This window comes from Acidobacteriota bacterium (genome assembly GCA_016703965.1).
Classification (GTDB): domain Bacteria; phylum Acidobacteriota; class Blastocatellia; order Pyrinomonadales; family Pyrinomonadaceae; genus OLB17.
On sequence record JADJBB010000004.1, the window covers coordinates 401780 to 420704 of the forward strand.

Annotated in this window: 12 protein-coding genes; 9 read left to right on the top strand and 3 right to left on the bottom strand. The window is 52.6% G+C overall.

All coding sequences use genetic code 11. The features are described from left to right. The first annotated feature begins 13 nt into the window (after positions 1-13). The 3 genes from IPG22_04705 to IPG22_04715 are packed head-to-tail and all read left to right on the top strand — an operon-like array spanning position 14 to position 2856. Positions 14-1429 (top strand): TlpA family protein disulfide reductase, encoded by a 1416-nt coding sequence (locus tag IPG22_04705; GenBank protein MBK6587600.1) that lies wholly within the window; start codon positions 14-16, stop codon positions 1427-1429. A 6-nt stretch (positions 1430-1435) separates the two neighbouring features. Continuing rightward, the gene (locus IPG22_04710) at positions 1436-2080 is read left to right on the top strand and encodes a class I SAM-dependent methyltransferase (GenBank protein MBK6587601.1); all 645 of its coding nucleotides are present in this window, start codon (positions 1436-1438) and stop codon (positions 2078-2080) included. After that, complete coding sequence (locus IPG22_04715) at positions 2077-2856, top strand: hypothetical protein (protein ID MBK6587602.1); 780 nt, start codon at positions 2077-2079, stop codon at positions 2854-2856. Before IPG22_04710 ends, IPG22_04715 begins: the two co-directional genes overlap by 4 nt. A gap of 79 nt (positions 2857-2935) precedes the next feature. Here the strand turns inward: IPG22_04715 and IPG22_04720 are convergent, their stop codons facing one another. From IPG22_04720 to IPG22_04730, 3 genes are all read right to left on the bottom strand, one after another. Next, positions 2936-4342 carry a hypothetical protein gene (locus IPG22_04720; protein MBK6587603.1) on the bottom strand — a complete coding sequence of 469 codons (1407 nt, stop codon included), beginning with the start codon at positions 4340-4342 and terminating at the stop codon, positions 2936-2938. 109 nt (positions 4343-4451) lie between these two features. Then, entirely contained in the window at positions 4452-7898 is a 3447-nt protein-coding gene (locus IPG22_04725) for a glycosyl hydrolase (protein ID MBK6587604.1), read from the bottom strand. 231 nt (positions 7899-8129) lie between these two features. Continuing rightward, on the bottom strand, positions 8130-8276 hold the full coding sequence (locus IPG22_04730) for a hypothetical protein (protein ID MBK6587605.1): 147 nt from the start codon (positions 8274-8276) through the stop codon (positions 8130-8132). Between the two features lie 192 nt (positions 8277-8468). Between IPG22_04730 and IPG22_04735 the strand changes: the two genes are divergently transcribed. The 6 genes from IPG22_04735 to IPG22_04760 are packed head-to-tail and all read left to right on the top strand — an operon-like array spanning position 8469 to position 18866. Then, complete coding sequence (locus IPG22_04735; GenBank protein MBK6587606.1) at positions 8469-10175, top strand: tetratricopeptide repeat protein; 1707 nt, start codon at positions 8469-8471, stop codon at positions 10173-10175. A 6-nt stretch (positions 10176-10181) separates the two neighbouring features. Beyond that, entirely contained in the window at positions 10182-11915 is a 1734-nt protein-coding gene (locus IPG22_04740; protein ID MBK6587607.1) for a tetratricopeptide repeat protein, read from the top strand. A 6-nt stretch (positions 11916-11921) separates the two neighbouring features. Next, positions 11922-13643 (top strand): tetratricopeptide repeat protein, encoded by a 1722-nt coding sequence (locus IPG22_04745; protein MBK6587608.1) that lies wholly within the window; start codon positions 11922-11924, stop codon positions 13641-13643. A gap of 6 nt (positions 13644-13649) precedes the next feature. Then, positions 13650-15350 carry a tetratricopeptide repeat protein gene (locus IPG22_04750; GenBank protein ID MBK6587609.1) on the top strand — a complete coding sequence of 567 codons (1701 nt, stop codon included), beginning with the start codon at positions 13650-13652 and terminating at the stop codon, positions 15348-15350. A gap of 6 nt (positions 15351-15356) precedes the next feature. Continuing rightward, complete coding sequence (locus IPG22_04755; GenBank protein ID MBK6587610.1) at positions 15357-17078, top strand: tetratricopeptide repeat protein; 1722 nt, start codon at positions 15357-15359, stop codon at positions 17076-17078. A gap of 6 nt (positions 17079-17084) precedes the next feature. Further along, positions 17085-18866 (top strand): tetratricopeptide repeat protein, encoded by a 1782-nt coding sequence (locus tag IPG22_04760; GenBank protein ID MBK6587611.1) that lies wholly within the window; start codon positions 17085-17087, stop codon positions 18864-18866. Positions 18867-18925 lie beyond the last annotated feature (59 nt).

Below are 18925 nucleotides of genomic sequence, written 5' to 3' on the forward strand. Positions count from 1 at the left end.
TTGTTCTTCCATTATGCGACTCACTGCACTTATTCTTATTCTCCTCGCGAACATTGCCGTGTTCGCCCAGTCCGGACGTGTGCCGTCTGCGGGAACTTCGCCGGCGGCTCCGAGCGTTGCGGATGCAACTGTCAAGCAGATGTTCGAGGAAGTGAACGGCTACATCCGTGCAAAAGCGACCGAGTTCGACGCGAAAAAAGTTGAATTCAGTGACGGACTTTTCAAGCAAACCAAGCTTGAACAGCGCCAGTTGGCAGCCAAATACGCCGCGAAAGCCTCGCTTCGAAAAGATCTCTCGGCTGACGATCAATATTATCTCGGGATGCTTCACTGGATCGCCGAAAACCTGGAAGGAACGCTCGAAAATCTACAAAAATTCATTGCATCTGAAAGTCCTGAGACAGGACGTAAACAAACGGCGCGATCGGTTGTCACAGTAGTGTTGGCAAAGCAGAAGAAGATGCCCGAGGCAGAAGCGGTCCTCGCTGAATATCTGAAAAACGAGCCCACCAAGTTGACGGAACGCTCACGTATCGGTGGCGAGATGGCTAAAGCGTATCAGGCGCTGAAGGATTTCAAAAAAATGGCTCCGCATGCCGACGCAGGCTACACGGCATCGAAGGGACTGCTAAAGGATGCGACGTCCCGTTCACGCGGTTTGGACGAGATACTTGATGCCGGGATGCTCGTATACGAAGCCTATCGTGATTCCGGAGAACTGCCAAAGGCGGAAGACGCCCTGGAAGATATGCGAGCTACCGCGGCCGAGTTCGAAGCTCCGGGCTTCTACTATTACGCTGTCGACCAAAAGATCAAGTTCTTGATCGAGACCGGTAGAAAGCCGGCGGCGATAGCATATTACGGGGCATCGATCGGAGGTGCGGAAAAGGACTTCCGATCCAAAACTGCTTCAGCCGATGTAGTTTCGCGGCTTAAAAAACGAGAAAAACATTACAAACTATTGGGTGAAGCGGCTCCGGAATTACCGATGATAGACCAATGGTTTCCGGGTGAAGCTAAAACGTTGGCCGCATATCGAGGCAAGGTGGTTCTACTAGATTTTTGGGCCACTTGGTGTATGCCGTGTTTTGAGGCCTTCCCGTCGCTGATCGAATGGCACCAAGATTTTAAGCGCGAAGGCTTTGAGATCCTTGGGGTTACGCGTTACTACGGAACCGTAAACGGCCTGCCTGCCGATACCCTAAGCGAGACCGCGGACCTTAAAAGATTTCGAGAACGCGAACGACTGCCTTATGATTTTGTCGTAATGAAGGACCAAAGTGCTCAGATGCTTTATGGAGCAACGGCTCTGCCGACGGCCGTTTTGATAGACAGAAAGGGCGTGGTACGTTACATTGAAGCCGGTACAAGCTCGGCACGCATCGGGCAGATGCGCGAAATGCTCGTAAAACTACTAGCTGAAAAATAAACGTGGATGCCCAAAAACGGAGCAACTGCAAAAACCAAGCCGCAAGAGCTTTATGACCGTATCGCCGACGTTCAGAAACTGGCGATGAAGATCAACGGATATCGCACCTCCGTGGCAAAATATCTCCGCAGCCTGGATCTGAAGGTTGACGGCGATTCGCGCGTTCTCGACGCAGGCTGCGGCACCGGTATCGTCACGCTCGCCCTGCAGGAAGCCGGCTATCGGCCGCACCGGATCGAGGCGATCGACCTTTCCTTCAAATCGCTCTCAGTCGCACGAGACGAGTTCAAACAGCGCCGCAGGCTCGCCGGACGGACAGGTGTGCTCCAAAGCAACGTTCTAGAAATGCCGTTTCCCGATGAAGCATTCGATCTGGTTTTGGTATGCGGAGTTCTCGAGTACGTTCCGCTCGAAGAGGCTCTTAGCGAATTTGCTCGCGTTTTAAAAAAGGGATCGCCGCTTGTTCTCTTGCCGGTAAAACCATCGATAGTCGGCTCGGTGCTGGAGTTGCTTTATAATTTCAAGATCCACCCGCTGCAAAGCGTCAGAGAATCAGCCTCGAAGTATTTCAACATCATGGGCAATCACGAGTTTCCGGTCACGGAGCCGATCGGATGGTCAAAAACGATCTTTTTGCTGGAGAAGAAATGACCCTAAGCCCGCTGATCATCGCTCATCGCGGGGACAGTTTCCACGCACCTGAAAATACGCTCGCGGCCTTTCAAATGGCGCTCGACGCAGGTGCGGACGGCGTTGAGTTCGATGTTCGTTTGTCGAAGGATGGTGTTCCCGTAGTGATCCACGATGCGGATCTACGGCGCACCGGCCGTCAGAGCGCAAAGATCTCGGAGCTGACGGCAGAGGAACTACGGAGCGTGGATGTTGGCTCTTGGTTCAACAAAAGGTTCCCGGAACGCTGCGATCCAGCGTTTTCAAAGGAAACGGTCCCAACGCTCGCCGAGGTTCTAAAGCTCTTAGAGCAAACCAGCGGCCCGATCTACATCGAGCTAAAATGCGGGATCAAAGACTACGAAACCCTCGCCAAAGCCGTTTGCGATGTGATCTGCAAGTCGCCGCAGCTACCGCAAATGATCGTCAAAAGCTTCAAGCTCGCGGCGATCCCGGTTGTTAGATTCAATCTCCCCGAGGTCCAGACCGCGGCCCTTTTCGAACCAAGGATCCTCGACCTCGTTCGCAGCAAAAAACACATAATAACCATCGCAAAAGAATTGGGGGCAGATCAGCTATCGGTACACACATCGCTTGCTACGAGAAAATTCACTACCCTCACCAAAGCCATTGGAATGCCCGTCACGATCTGGACGGCAGACAATGAAAAGTGGGCAGGAAGATGCCGCGAACGGGGGATCCGCGCTCTGATCACAAATGACCCGGCAAAATTGCTCGCTTCACGTGCAAAGATCTAATTTTCGTTGAAATTCTCGAACCCGTCATGGATGACGGCAGTCTTAAGCTGGCCTGCAATGGACTCCAGATTTGTCAGGCCTAAAAAGCCCCTGAATGTACCTTTGCCATATGATCCGCAGGGGAAATACCAAAGTTGGTCAATATCCTCGGAGCGATCTCGGATGTCAGCATTTGCTCGCTCGCAAATTGAGTTTCGGCAAACGACGGATGATAGGCGAACAAATGGCCTTCGGGGATGTGGTAGGCGGTGGATGAGGATTTGTCTTCGATGACGACGTTTTTGAGCCCGCTTTGTGCAATATCAATCCGGTTTCCTTTAATGGAAATGATCGTCTCCTTCAGATTCTGCTGCCCGATATCGACCGCAAAACCTTTTCCGGCGAGCCGCCGAAAAACCACCGGTTCGCCGTTTATGGTCAGGCTTTCAAGCTTTTGTTCGATCTCGGCCGTTCGGCTCTCCGCGATCGCGAAGTTGAACTGAGGCAGCATCGACGGCACGGGCTCAAAACCAGTCGCACCAACCCCGAGCAACGCCATAAATTTGGCTTTGTCATCGACATAAAGCTGAGTTTCGATCGGCTCGCACTCGACCGCGTCTTGGCCCATGCTCGAAGTTATGAGCAGTTTGTAATCAGGGTTCTTCGTTACAAAAGCACCGAGACGGGCAAGCATTTTATCCGTCTTTTCCATCGCAAAAAGTATTTCGCCGCCGTATGTCTCGATCCAGTCCTGCTCATATTTTTGATTCTCGTAATCATCCGGGAACAATGCCGCCCAATAGCGATGCATGCTCGACGCAACGTGGTTCGTGAAGAACGTTACAAAATCAGGCTTTCGCTGCTGCAAGAGCTTAAAAAATACGTCGAACGCGATCACCGATTGATATGTTCGCCGCCGCGTCGCCTTCCAGGGCGTTAACCTTTCCTGCGCCAGATGCCCCCCAATGTCGAGCATCGTCGACGGCCGGAAACCAAGATCCGCAACCTTAGCTACAAGCCTCGCTATCTGCCCGAATGGTACCGAGCGATCCACATTCCGCGCCGATTCGCGCGACAGCTTAAGATTTACATCCTGAAAAACTTCGACGCTTGCCGGAAAACACTCGCTCCCTGCGGCAAAAACGTCCGGCACATAAAAATCATAATTCGTGAGATCTCGCGGCAGCGGATATGAATGAAACGAACCGAAAACACCGGTCTTCACGCCATTCTTGGTCAGAATATCCCAGATCGGCGGAAATTCGCGGTTTACTTCGCTCAGATCCTGATTAAAATCTGAAATGTAATGCCGGTCGTTCGAAACGCCGCGATGAACGGTCGGCCATGTATTCCACGGCGAGAGATGCCCGATGTTCTCAGAAAAGGTTTCGAACTTTTTGAGCTTGCCGTAGTTTTTTGCGAGCCATGAATTTGGTCTCGCTCGCCGATAATAGTCGAGTATCCTGACGGGGACTTCATTCAACTCAAATAGGATCAGCTTGGTCATTGATCTTTTTAGTTTATCAGATACCGCGGCCGCGGCGAACGCTATGACAAAGGCAAAAAGCCGGAGCGATCGTAATAGATCACTCCGGCAATATTAAGTCTCAACAGAATTATTGAGGTAAACGTCCGGGCGTCAGCGGTGCACCGGCTGCGTCAAGTTCCTTTTCAAACTTCGGCAGCTCGATCTCAAGCAATGCTTTAAGACGCCTGAGCACCGGAGCGAGTTCTGAGTTCGCAAGCTCGTAATTAGCAAGCTGCGAAGCCGTAGGTTTGATCGTCGAAAGACGGATCGAGCCGGCGACATTTCCGATACGCTGTGCGATCGAAGGCGGCGGGATCTCAGAATTTTCACGACCGCCGCGAAGCTCATTTATCAACGCATCGATCTCGTTATCAAAACCCTCAGCCTGATCGACGAATTTCTTATTGTTTTCAACCGGAGCCTCAGCCGCGGAACGTTTCAAAGCAGAAATACGTGTTTTCAGGCCGCCCGAAACGTCATTTGCCGCACTGACCGCCCGCTGAAGCGTCGAGACCTTTCGCTGGAATTCGGCCAGTGTCTTTGCATCGGCCGGCGACATGTTTTCTTTGCCTTCGACTACGACGTTGAAGCTCTGACTTCCCTGCAACGGCGTGACGACACCGTTAACGCGCATGGCCATCGAGACATTATATTTGCCTGGCATAACCAGCGAACCCTGCGGTCCGCCGCCAAATCCGCCACCAAAGCCGCCTCCACCACCGCCGCCGCCGAAACCACCACCACCGCCGCCTGGACCGCCCTGGCCAGCCGGGGAAGGAGCCGTAACTGATGGAGGCAAATAGCGCATATCCCAAACGACACGTTGAACTCCCTGTCCCGCTGGAGCGGTAAGACGCCGCACGATCTTACCGTCGGAATCCGTGATCGTAAAGATCAGGCTCGGAGCTTCTTCCTCAGTTTCCGCTCGCAATTCAGCGATCGAGGGGTATTTGAAAGGTGCTTTCGTCCGCTCTGCGGCACGCTCGGCTTCCTGGCGTTTTTGCCGCAATGTTTTAGGCGCTTCTTTGAGAAAATATGTGATCGTGGCTCCGTATGCCGGATTCGGAGCCGTGTAATATGACGCTCCTTGCGATCCGGCAAATGACGAATTTGACCGGTTATACATCAAGGCATCCTTGATCGGGAACATGGTCGAAGCTTGGTCAACCATTGCCCGCGTCACCTGACGAAGCGGTGAGTAATCGTCCATCACATAGATACCGCGGCCGAAGGTTCCGAGGACGAGATCGTTCTCGGTCTTTTGGATCGCGATATCGCGAACCGCTATCGTCGGCAGCCCGCCACGCATCTGGATCCATTTGCCGCCGCCGTCAACGCTGAAGAACGCACCGAATTCCGTGCCTACGAAAAGCAGATTCGGATTCACGTGATCCTCCGCGATCGCATAGGTCGAGCCGCGTGCGGGCAGGTTGGAAGCGATCGACGTCCAGGTCTTTCCGGCGTCGGTGCTTTTTACAAGATACGGCTTGAAATCGCCGTTCTGGTGATTGTTGAAAACGGCATAAGCCGTGTTGGCATCATGCTGTGAGGCAAGTATTCGATGGACGTAGCTAAGCTCGGGGATACCTTCGATCTTATCGACCTTCCGCCAAGAGCCGCCATCATTCTCGGTTATCTGGATCAATCCGTCATCGGTTCCGATATAGATCAGGCCTGCCTTTTTCGGCGATTCAGAAAGTGCCGAAGCGTTGCCCCAGAGAGCAGTGGATTGGTGTTTGGCGATCGCATCAGGTCCCCAAACCTTGCCCATAACGGGCAGAGTGTTGCGGTCGATACCGCGTGAAAGATCGCCGCTGATGACCTTCCAGTCGTCGCCGCGATTATCGGTTTTGAAGAGTTTGTGCCCGGCGAAATAAAGCCGCGTATTCGAATGCGGACTAATGATGAAAGGCGAATCCCAGTTATATCGCTGCGATTCGATCCCCTTGCCCTCTAGCGGAGCAATGCCGACGCGTTCGCCGGTTCGTTTGTCAAAACGAACAAGGCCGCCGTTTTGGCTTTCAGCGTAAATGATGTTCGGATCCGTGGGATCGACACGCGATGTGAATCCGTCGCCGCCGTTCGTCGTGAACCAGTCAGCGTTTGCGATGCCGCTCGTTTCACGGGTGCGTGCCGGGCCGCCGATGGAATTATTATCCTGCAGACCGCCGTAAACATTGTAAAACGGCACAGCCGTGTCGACCGTTACGTCGTAGAACTGTGCGACCGGCAGATTTCCCTTAAAATTCCAGTTCGATCCCGCATCAAAAGTCTCGTAAACTCCACCGTCGCAACCAACGATCATGTAGTTGGTATTTTTTGGATCGACCCAAATGGCATGGTTATCGACATGCTTCAAACGCTCACCGAGCCCACGCTGCGTGCGGCCGCCGTCGTCCGACACCTGAAACTGGACGTTCGGAATATAAACTCGATCGACATCTTTAGGATCCGCCACGATCTGGCCGTAATACATACCCTGTGCGATCGTCGGGCTCATTCTTTCCCACGTTGCTCCGCGATCGGACGAGCGAAATATCCCACTCAACTGGCCGCTTGCCTCGATAGTCGCGTAAACAACACTAGTATCCGCCGGCGAGATCGACAGGCCTATGCGTCCGAGGTCGCCAGGAGGAATTCCGGAGCGAAGCCGTGTCCAGGTATTGCCGCCATCGGTTGATTTGTAAACCGCGCTTTCTGGGCCGCCGTTGATCAGAGTGTAGAAATGGCGGCGACGCTGCCACGTCGCGGCGTACATAACGTCCGGATTCGATGGATCGATGACAACATCGGTCGCTCCGGTATTTTCGGTGCCGGGAATCACTGCCTTCCACGTCCGGCCGCCATCGGTCGTTTTGTAGAGTCCGCGTTCGCCACCACCCGACCAAAGCGGGCCCTGAGCCGCGACAAAGACCACATTGGAGTCACGCGGGTCGATCGCTATTCGGCCGATGTGTTCTGAAGTTTTCAATCCCACATTACGCCAGCTGCGGCCGCCGTCGTCCGAGCGGTAAACACCGTCGCCATAGCCGACGCTTCGTTGGCTGTTTCGCTCACCTGTACCGACCCAGACGGTCGAAGGGTTCTTAGGGTCCATTGCGATCGCCCCGATCGAGAACGCACCTTCGTTGTCAAAGACCGGCGTGAACGTGGTTCCAGCGTTCACCGTTTTCCAAACGCCGCCCGAGGCGACCGCAACATAGTATTTCGCACGGTCGTTAGGATCGACCGCAAAAGCGATCACACGCCCCGACGTCACCGCCGGCCCGATCGAGCGAAAACGCATACCGCCAAACACTTGCGGCCCAAACGGATCGGGCGTCGGTGGAGGCCCCTGTGGCGTAGGCGAGGGCGTAACCGTTGTCGATCGGGTTGAATCACCGCCCGGCGTTCCTGTCGCTGACGGCGTCGGCACAACCGCTGTTGCGGGCGGGGTAGGCGATGGTTCCGGACGCGGCGGCCGCTGAGCGTAGAAACTAGAGATCGATAACACGGAAACGCAAATTAGGACGGACCAAAAACGCAATTTTTGCACTAGGTGAACTCCTTCGAAGTCTTGAATTTTTTGTTGAATTGACGTGAAATTATGCTACTATTTTGCGCCGTTTATCAAGCCCGGAAAAGTTTGCTCGGCTTATTTAGACTTTTTCACGGTTTGGTCGAACTACTTGTTGATCCGTCTAACAAAAAAACCTCCAATTGGTAGAGTTGATCGGCTGATTGGTCAAACGTTATTTGCATTGGAATTCGCTATAAAATTTCGAACTTACAGCCGATCCGGCCAAAAATGCCGCCCCGTCCGCCGCCAATACCGCCACCCGTTCCACCGCCACCGTCCGCCACCGGGAAACTCCGCCCGCATCATCCCGCCGCCGATGAACTCGCGTGTCAGTAGATCGAGAGTTTTCAGCACACCTGATGATCCGAAGCCGGCATCGAGACGATGCCGTTTTTAAACATCACGCGGTTTCCCACGAGAATCGGAACCGGTTGATTTTATTGACCGTAATTCCGAATCGGTCTATCATTTCAGAACTATCCATTCCTTGATCAAAAAGGCGTCTCTAAAGACCAAGTGCTCGATATCGTGGTCTAAACAGAACTTATGAAACGATGCCCTGAATGTAGGCGGGATTATTACGACGATACCTTGGCGTTTTGTCTGGAAGATGGAAGTGCGCTTGTCCAGGGCTCGGTGCCTTCGCCCGACGAGCCACAGACGGCGATACTGCACTCGACTGCTGCTCCGGGCGAGGCACCGACTCGTGCCCAGATCCACATGACAGACCAAACGGCGGTTTTTCCGACCGGTACGGGTGATGTTGCTGCAAAGCCTCGGAGCTTTGATAGACGTCTGCTCCTTGCTCCGCTCGCACTCGCGGTTATTGTTCTTGGTGGTTTCTTTGGTTACAGATACATCGTTCCGGCCAAGCAGATCGAATCGATCGCGGTGATGCCCTTTGTTAATGAGAGTGGGAATGCGGATGTTGAATATTTGAGCGATGGAATGACAGAAACGCTCATCAAGAGTTTGTCGGAGTTGCCGAATTTGAATGTCAAACCGCGTTCGTCTGTCTTTCGTTACAAAGGCAAAGATACCGATTTGAAGACCATCGGCAAAGAACTTAATGTCGAGGCGATATTGAATGGCAGGGTGATTCAACGTGGCGAACAACTGACTCTTAGTTTGGAATTAGTTGATGTCCAAAACGACAAAGTGCTGTGGACGGAAAGCTACGGGCGCAAGCAATCCGACCTTGTTTCGCTGCAAAGTGAGATCGCCAAAGACGTTTCGACCAAACTCAAACTAAAACTTTCCGGTGCGGACGAAGCGAAAGTAACTAAAACCTCAACCGCAAATCCCGAAGCCTATCAAGCGTATTTGAAGGGACGTTATTATTGGGCTAGGCGGACGGGGGAAAATCTCAAGAAGGCGATCGAGCAATTCAAAGCTGCGACTGACCGTGATCCGAATTACGCCCTCGCATACGCAGGTCTTGCCGACTGCTATGTTGTATTGAATCAGTATGCGGGAACGCCGTTGACCGAAACGATACCCCAGGCGAAGGCTTACGCCGAGCGTGCGATTTCCATTGATCGACAATTAGCAGATCCCCACACATCGCTTGGTGTCATCTATGAACAATCCTGGCAATGGGCGGAAGCTGAACAGGAATTCAAGCGAGCTATCGAACTTAACCCAAATTACGCAACTGCGTTTCATTGGTATGCTACTTTCCTACGAAATACCGGACGGACAAATGAAGCTGTCCCGTTGATCACGCGGGCACAGGAAATTGACCCGCTTTCGAGCGTTATCCACAGCGAAGTCGCGGTGATCTACCTAGTCCAAAACAACTATCAAGCCGCAATTGAAACCTGCCTCAAAATAATTGAACTCGATCCCGCGTTTTCAAACGCTTATCAGTATTTGGGCCTGTCTTATTTCAAAGTGGGGCGAAATGCCGAGGCTCTTACAACTTTAGAAAAAGCAGTGGAACTGAGCAAAAGGGACGGCGAGAAACTAAGGTACTTGGGATATGGATTCGCTATCGAAGGAAAACGCGTGCAAGCATACTCTATTCTCAAGGAATTGGAGGAGAAGTATGTGAAAAAGGAAGCAAACGGACGCGATGTCGCGAGTGTATATGCGGGTTTAGGTGAGAAAGACAAGGCATTTGAATGGCTTGAGAAAGACTTTCAGACCAAAGCGGGGGAGTTTTCGCCGATGACATGGGAGATCCCTTTTGAAACTCTCCGCGGCGACCCGCGATACAAGGATCTGCTGAAACGGATGGGTCTGCCGGAGTAGAATCTTATGAAACGATGCCCTGAATGCGGCCGCGATTACGATAATTCGATGATGTTCTGTCTCGATGACGGAGCCGAGCTGCTCTACGGCCCGGCAAAGTCAGAACCGGGAGCGATAGCGACTGGGTTCCCGTCCGTCGAACCTCAAACCGCGATCCTGCACTCGACGGCGGCTACGGGCGAGGCACCGACGCGAGCACAGATCCATACGACCGAGCAAACTGCTGTTTTGCCGCCGGGCATCAGTGAGACTAAGAAGAGCTTTGACAAGCGTCTGATTTTCGCTCCGCTCGCACTCGCGGTCATAGCTCTCGGCGGGTTCTTTGGTTACAGATATATCACTCCGGCCAACCAGATCGAATCGATCGCCGTCATGCCGTTTGTCAATGAAAGCGGGAATGCAGATGTCGAATATCTTTCCGATGGAATGACCGAGACCTTGATCGGGAGTTTGTCCAAACTGCCAAATTTGATCGTGAAGCCTAGCTCATCTGTCTTTCGTTACAAAGGACAGAAAACTGACGCGAAAACTATTGCACAGGAATTGAATGTGCACGCGGTATTGAATGGCCGGATCGTTCAACGTGGGGACGAATTGACGCTGAGTCTGGAACTCGTCGATGTTCAAAAAGATGCGGTACTTTGGAGCGAGCGATATGTACGAAGACAGTCGGAACTTGTGTCACTTCAGAGCGAGATCGCCAAAGATGTTTCAAGCCGTCTAAAAACAAGGCTAACGGGTGCTGAGGAAGAAAAGATCGCGAAAAGCTACACCGCCGATGCAGAGGCTTACAGAGATTATCTTCAGGGACGTTATTACTGGAACAAAAGGGATGGGGTGAACCTCAGAAAAGCCATCGAGCAGTTCGAAGCAGCCATTGACAAAGACCCGAAATATGCGCTCGCTTACGTCGGTCTCGCCGATTCGTATGCAGTATTCCAGTGGTGGGATGACGACTTTCCGGTTGATTCCTTGTCAAAAGCCAGGCAATTCGCAAAACGAGCAATTGAGATCGATGATTCGCTTGGGGAAGCTCACGCATCGCTCGCATACGTGAATTTGTACTCGTGGAATTGGGCTGAATCCGAAAAAGAGTTTCTGCGGGCTATCGAATTGAGCCCGGACTATGCGAATGCGCACAGATGGTACCACGAATACCTGCTTACGCAGGGAAGAGTCGATGACGCAACGAAGACGCTAAAGAAATCGTACGAGCTTGAGCCGTTGTCAGTGATCGTCAATTACAACCTTGCAAATCATTACTGCCAGGACAAACTTGATCCTCAGTCTGCGACCGAGTTTGCCAAAAGAGTTGTAGATCTAGATCCCAAATTCCCCGGGGGACCTCAATTGATGGCGTGTGTGTATCTGGGACAAGGACGCAATGCCGATGCCTTGGCTGAAGCGAAAAAGGCGGTTGAATTAACGAATGGAAAGATTCGTAGAATTGTTTCTAAACTTGGAGCTGTCTATGCAGAAACCGGGCAGACGGAGAATGCAAAGGCGATAATCATAGAACTGGAAGAAGCCTATGCAAAACAGAAAACAGTTGGTGTCCAGATCGCCGAAGTATATGCGGCACTGGGTAATAAAGACAAGGCTTTTGAATGGATAGAAAAGGATGTAGAAAGCCGCGGCTTTGAATTGGTGTTGTCGATCAGGCGGGACGAGCAGTTTGGTTCACTCAAGAGCGACAAGCGTTACGCGGCAATACTGAAGCGGATGGGTTTGCCGGAATAGAATTCTATGAAACGATGCCCTGAATGCAGACGGGATTATTACGACGATACGTTGCTCTACTGTCTCGACGATGGTAATGCTCTGCTCGAAGGCCCGGCGAGCGGCCATGGTGTGAGCGATGAACCGGCGACGGCGATCCTGCACTCGACGGCTGCTCCGGGCGAGGCTCCGACTCGTGCTCAGATACAGATGACAGACCAGACCGCGGTCTTGCCGACCGGCACGGACGATGTTGGAACGAGTAGGAGTTTTGATAAACGCCTGCTGTTCGCTCCAGTGGCTCTCGCGGTGATCGTCCTCGGCGGATTTCTTGGATATCGATATTTCACCGCTTCGGTCAGCGGTCAAATAAATTCGATCGCGGTGCTCCCCTTCGAAAACCGCAGCGGGGATGCCGATACCGATTATCTTTCGGACGGGCTGGCGGATTCGCTGATCTATCGTCTTTCGCAGCTGCCGAATCTGAAGGTCAGCCCAACGAGCTCGGTCATGCGGTACAAGGGGAAGGAAACGGATGTTGCGAAGATAGCCAAGGAACTCGAGGTCGACGCGGTGATGTCGGGGCGTTTGTCACAGCGCGGCGATGACCTGTCGATAAGTGTGCAGCTGATCGACGCTCGCACCAAAAAGCTGATCTGGGCCGAGCAGTATGACCGTAAAATGGCCGATCTGCTGGCGACGCAGCGTGAGATCGCGACGGCCATCACGCAAAAACTTGAACTAAAACTGTCAGGCAATGAAACGGGCATAAGCAAAAAATACACAGACAATAATGAGGCCTACCAGCTTTACTTGCGCGGACGTTACAGCTTTGCCAAGCGGACAAAGGAAGACATGCTCCGCGCTATCGAATTCTTCAAGCAGGCTGTCAAGCTCGACCCTAAATTTGCACTAGCATATGCTCGGCTCTCCGAAGTCTATGGCACGATGCCGGCCTATCCCTACCTTTCTCCAAAGGAGGCCTTTCCTGAAGCAAAAGCCGCGGCCGAAAAAGCATTGGAAATTGACCCGACGCTCTCCGAGGCACACACTTTTCTCGCTTATGTACAGGTGATCTATGACTGGAACTGGGCTGAAGGCGAACGCTCGTTCAAACGAGCACTCGAACTCGATCCGAACAATTTTTCGGCCCATTTTCGTTACGGACAGATATATCTGCTCTCGACGGGCAGAATTGACGAAGGGATCAGCGAGATCAAACAAGGACTCAAAGCAGAACCCTTGGATGTGAATATGGGGGTTACTGTCGCCTGGGCGGACCTTATACGAGGACAAAATGAGGAAGCTCTTGTGGAGGCGCGTAAAATTCACGATCTTGAGCCGAACCACCTACTTTCGCGATGGATGCTTGCATCGGTCCTCACCGAAATGCGCAGGTACGATGAAGCGATAGCTATATGTGAGAAATGGCTGCAAGATGAACCGAATAGCCAAATGGCCATTCGTGATGCGGGATTTGCCTATGCCAAAGCCGGACGCCGCGACAAAGCGGACGAAATGATCGCCCGGTATCGGGAACTCGCAAAAACCGAGTGGGTGGCGGCGGCCCGGATCGCTGCGATCTATGGTGCTTTGGGTGAGAAGGACAAAGCGTTCGCTGAGTTGGAAAAGGCACTCGAGGAACGCGATTGGGAAATGCATCGGCTCAGCGTCGAGTTATATATGCGGCCCCTGCGTGATGATCCGCGATTTAAGGCAATGCTCAAACGCGTAAATCTACCGGAATAGAATTCTATGAAACGTTGCCCTGAATGCAGACGCGATTATTACGACGACACGCTGAGTTTCTGTCTGAACGACGGGACTGAACTTGTCTATGGATTAACGCCCGATGAACCGGCGACCGCGATCCTGCACTCGACGGCGGCTCCGGGCGAGGCTCCGACGCGAGCACAGATACAAATGACCGACCAGACGGCGATCTTGCCCGCAAGCATGGGTGATGTTGCCGCGAAGCCTCGCGGGTTCGATAAACGTTTGTTTTTCGCTCCGCTCGTGCTCGCGATCGTCGTTCTCGGTGGATTTTTCGGATATCGATACATTACGCCTGCCAAGCAGATCGAGTCGATCGCCGTGATGCCGTTTGTTAATGAGAGCGGGAATGCGGATGTTGAATATTTGAGCGATGGAATGACCGAGACACTGATCAAGAGTCTGTCTGGTCTGCCAAACATGGATGTACGACCGCGGGCGGCAGTGTTTCGCTACAAAGGCAAGGACGCAGATCTCCAGACGATCGGCAAAGAACTGAATGTACAGGCGATTCTCAACGGCCGTGTGATCCAGCGCGGCGATCTTTTGACGTTGAGTCTGGAATTAGTTGATGTTCAGAAGAACCGGGTGATTTGGACCGAACAATACCAACGGCGGCAAGCCGAGGTCGTTTCGCTTCAAAGCGAGATCGCGAAAGATGTTTCTGCCAAGCTGTCGCCGCGGCTTTCCGGGGCTGACGAGGCCAAAGTATCTAAGCAGGCAACGGCTGATCCTGCAGCTTATCAGGCCTACCTCAGAGGCCGGTACTTCTGGAACAAACGAACCGCTGAAGGCATGTACAAGGCTATAGAACAGTTTCAGATCGCGATCGACCGTGACGCTAGTTATGCCCTGGCATTTACTGGCTTGGCAGACAGTTATTCACTTTTGCCCAACTACATACCAACCGCTCCGGCGGATTCGCAGTCACGTGCCGAAGGGTTTGCCAGGCAGGCTATCGCGATCGACGGGCAGTTGGCCGAACCGCACGCCACGCTCGGCAACGTCTATTACAGCAAATGGCGGTGGGCAGACTCAGAAACTGAATTCAAACGAGCTCTCGAACTCAATCCGAATTACCCGACGTTGTATCACTGGTATTCGATCCTCCTTTTTGCTTTGGGGAGAAATGACGAAGGGGACGCGATGATAACGCGCGCCCACGAGCTCGACCCGATGTCCAGCATCATTAGCCAGAACCTCGCTCAGACGTATCGAAGGAAAAATGATCACAAGGCCACTATTGAACTTTGCCAAAAGATCATAGATCTTGATCCGAATTTCCCGGGCGGCCACTTTGTTATCGCTTGGTCGTATCTGAAAACCGGACGCAATGATGAGGCGATCGCCGAATTCCAGAAGTCGATCGAGCTCGTCGGTCGGAATTCGAACTCTTTTGGGGAACTCGCCGTCGCGTATGCAGTCTCAGGCCGAACAAAAGAAGCCCAAGCGATGATCAAGGAGCTGGAGGAGCGATACAGGAATAAACAAGCGGAGGGGAAAGACCTCGCGATCGTCTACGCCAGTCTTGGAGACAAAGACAAGGCATTCGAATGGCTGGAAAAGGATTTATCGTCACGTACTGTTTCTTTGCCAGAGATCCGATGGTCTCCAGGTTGGGAGCCGCTCCGCGACGACCTTCGATACAAGGACATTATCAAACGGATGGGTCTGCCGGAATAGGATCTTATGAAACGATGCCCTGAATGTAGGCGGGATTATTACGACGATACTCTGCTGTATTGTCTGGATGACGGCAATGCTCTGCTCGAAGGTCCGGCGACGGCCTCGTCGGGCCATGAACCGGCGACAGCGATCTTGTCGGTACCCCCTGCGATAGCGGGCGGTTTGACAGGGACTACAGACGGAACGGACGTGAAAACCGCGATTCTTCAACCACCCGCTACCGCAGGTGGTCCTGACTTGGCGCCTGGGTTTGATAAAAGTCTCATTTTGGCTCCGCTCGCACTTGCGGTCATCGTCCTCGGCGGGTTCTTTGGTTATCGATATCTCAAACCTGCAGCAGGTGGGCCGATCAATTCGATCGCCGTTCTGCCTTTTGAAAACCGGAGCGGTAACGCAGATTCCGAATACTTGAGCGATGGTTTGGCGGAATCTTTGATCTATCGCCTTTCGCAACTTCCCGATTTGAAAGTCAGCCCGACGAGTTCGGTCTTTCGTTACAAAGGCAAGGAAACCGACCCGCAGACCGTCGCCAAGGAATTGGGAGTTGATTCGGTGATGACAGGACGCATCACCCAACGCGGCGAAAACTTGACCATCAGCGTAAATCTGGTTGATACCCGCAACGGCAAATCGCTGTGGGGGGAGCAGTATGAACGCAAGATGTCTGAACTGCTCGCAACGCAGCGTGAGATCGCGGCGGCGATAACTCAAAAATTGCAGTTAAAGCTTTCCAGCGAAGAGACGGGCCTTGCAAAGAAGTACACAAACAACAACGATGCGTACCAACTATATTTGAAAGGCCGTTTTGCCTGGAACAGACGAACGGTCGAATCGCTCAAGCAGGCGGCTGAATTTTTCAAGCAAGCGATCGAGAAAGACCCGAACTACGCACTCGCTTATGCAGGTTTGGCCGAAACGTACGCTCTTTTTTCGCAGTATAACGTCGCCTCATCAAAAGACAGTATGCCACAGGCAAAAGCGGCGGCTTTGAGGGCATTAGAACTGGACGATTCCTTAGCAGCTCCACACGCCGCTCTCGAAGCGTATTTTACCTTTTATGAATACGATCGGGTTGCGGGGGAAAAGGAGATCCGCCGGGCCATCGAACTCGATCCGAACTACGCGACTGCCTATCACTGGCTCGGTGGAGATGTGCTTTACCCGACGAAACGGTTTGACGAGGCCATTGCGGCGATGAGGCGAGCCGAGGAGCTGGATCCGCTTTCTCCAATAATTGGAACAAATCTCGGTGACGTACTACTTTACGCCCGCCGCTATGACGAGGCGATCGTTCAATATCAACGTGTTCTTTCTTTCGACCCGAATTTTGCCAACGCCTTCTCTGGCTTGGGTTTGACGCATTGGCAAAAGGGCATGAAACCGGAAGCAATAGCCGAAATGCGTAAGTATATTGAACTGAGCGGTTCTAGCTTCGGAAAAGGAGATCTGGGGTTCTTTCTGGCAAAATCCGGACAGCGGGATGAAGCGGTTAAACTCCTGGCCGAGTTAAAGCAGGCATCTTCACAGCGATACGTTCCTGGCACCGCCATTGCGGTGATCCACATTGGGCTTGGCGAAAAAAAGGAAGCTTTGGATTGGCTCGAAAAGGACATTGACGACCGCGGACCATATCCGACTTATTACGCAGTTATGCCGGAACTTGACGACCTGCGCACCGAGCCGCGATTCAAGGCAATGCTCATACGCCTGAATCTGCCGGAATAGAATCTTATGAAACGATGCCCTGAATGCAGGCGGGATTATTACGACGACACTTTGCTGTATTGTCTCGATGATGGCAATTCGCTGCTCGAAGGCCCGGCGACGGCCTCCGTGTCAGAACCGGGAGCAATAGCGACTGGGTTCCCATCGGACGAACCGCAAACCGCGATCTTGCACGCGACGGCCGCTCCGGGCGAAGCTCCGACTCGTGCACAGATTCATACGACGGAACAGACCGCTGTTTTGCCTCGCGGATCGGAGGCGGAGCCTCAGGAATCTTTGAGTGGTCTTTCGGAAAAGCAGAGCTTTTCCGCAAATAGGGCGGCGAAGCCACTGGCGGCGTTGGTTGTGGCGGTTCTGATTCTTGTTGGCGGATTCTTTGGCTATCGATATTTCTCAGCGTCTGGTTCCAAACAGATCAATTCCATCGCCGTGATGCCGTTTGAGAATCGGAATTCGGATGCCGACACGGATTATTTGTCTGACGGTTTGGCGGAATCGGTGATCTTTCGGCTGACGCAGATCCCTGATCTGCGGGTCAGCCCGACGAGTTCGGTGATGCGTTATAAAGGAGCATCGACTGATGTTGCCAAGATCGCCTCCGAACTTGGCGTAGATGCGGTGATGACCGGACGACTTACCAAGCGGGGCGACAATCTGAACATCACGGTCGAGCTAGTGGATGCCCGCAACAACAAGTCTCTGTGGGGCGAGCAATATGAACGGAAGCTTTCGGAATTATTGACCACCCAACGCGAGATCGTCACCGAGATCGTGGGCAAACTGCAGCTAAAACTGTCGGGCGAAAGCGAGCAAAAGCTGGCGAAGAAATACACCAACAATGACGAGGCCTATCAACTTTATCTTAGGGGCCAGTATCATCTAGCCAAACGATCAAAAGATGACATTTACAAGGCCATTGATTACTACGAGCAGTCGATAAAGCTCGATCCCAACTTTGCCCTGGCCTACGCAGGTCTGAGCTATGCGTACCAATTAGGGATGGGAAGTTCCTTCTTTTCATTTTCCATGGAAGAGGGTCTAAGGAGGGCAAAGGATGCCGCCGTCAGGGCCGCAGAGATAGACCCGAATCTGGCCGAGGCACGCACAGTCATCGGAATATCGCTTTCGAAGGAATTGAAATGGCCCGAAGCTGAGCGTGAATATAGGAAGGCTCTGGAGATCGATCCAAAAAACGCAGGCTCACATTACCAGTACGGCATTTTCCTCCAGTACATCGGCCGCACCGGTGACTCGATCCGTGAGATCAAAACTGCCGTCGAATTGGATCCCCAATCTTTGATAATGCAGGCAAACCTCGCCGGGGCGTATCTCTTTGACAGGCAAAGCGAATTGGGATTGGACTTGGCAAAGAAAGCTTTCGACCTAGATCCTAACTTTATTTCGGGCCGTTTTTGGCTTGCTTATGCCTACTGTGCGAATAAGAAATATGCCGAGACGATCGAGCTTATAGACAAAGCGCCGAGTGACGAAGTTTCTCAGCGAATATTAGCTCGTTTTCGCGGATACGCTTACGCAAAAAGCGGACGCCGTAGTGAGGCTGAATCGATTCTCGCAAAATACAGTTCAGATCCGACGTTCTCAGACTCGTCAAATGCCGCCACGATTTATGGAGCACTTGGCGACAAGGACAAGGCATTTGCCGCGCTAGAGAAAGGTTTTGCCGCGAAAGAGCAATTGTCGCGAATAAAGGTCGATCCGCTTTTCGACGACCTCCGCGACGACCCGCGATTTAAGGATCTGCTGAAACGGATGAATCTGCCGGAATAGAAGCTGATGAAATGGTTGGGGCAAAGACAAAGATCAGACGATCGAATATCTAAACAAAG

Bases quoted from the DNA above. Each gene is read 5' to 3' on its own strand.
- IPG22_04745 (MBK6587608.1), top strand. From the start codon at position 11,922: ATGAAACGATGCCCTGAATGCAGACGGGATTATTACGACGATACGTTG.
- IPG22_04740 (MBK6587607.1), top strand. From the start codon at position 10,182: ATGAAACGATGCCCTGAATGCGGCCGCGATTACGATAATTCGATGATG.
- IPG22_04735 (MBK6587606.1), top strand. From the start codon at position 8,469: ATGAAACGATGCCCTGAATGTAGGCGGGATTATTACGACGATACCTTG.
- IPG22_04715 (MBK6587602.1), top strand. From the start codon at position 2,077: ATGACCCTAAGCCCGCTGATCATCGCTCATCGCGGGGACAGTTTCCAC.
- IPG22_04755 (MBK6587610.1), top strand. From the start codon at position 15,357: ATGAAACGATGCCCTGAATGTAGGCGGGATTATTACGACGATACTCTG.
- IPG22_04760 (MBK6587611.1), top strand. From the start codon at position 17,085: ATGAAACGATGCCCTGAATGCAGGCGGGATTATTACGACGACACTTTG.
- IPG22_04710 (MBK6587601.1), top strand. From the start codon at position 1,436: ATGCCCAAAAACGGAGCAACTGCAAAAACCAAGCCGCAAGAGCTTTAT.
- IPG22_04720 (MBK6587603.1), bottom strand. From the start codon at position 4,342: ATGACCAAGCTGATCCTATTTGAGTTGAATGAAGTCCCCGTCAGGATA.
- IPG22_04705 (MBK6587600.1), top strand. From the start codon at position 14: ATGCGACTCACTGCACTTATTCTTATTCTCCTCGCGAACATTGCCGTG.
- IPG22_04750 (MBK6587609.1), top strand. From the start codon at position 13,650: ATGAAACGTTGCCCTGAATGCAGACGCGATTATTACGACGACACGCTG.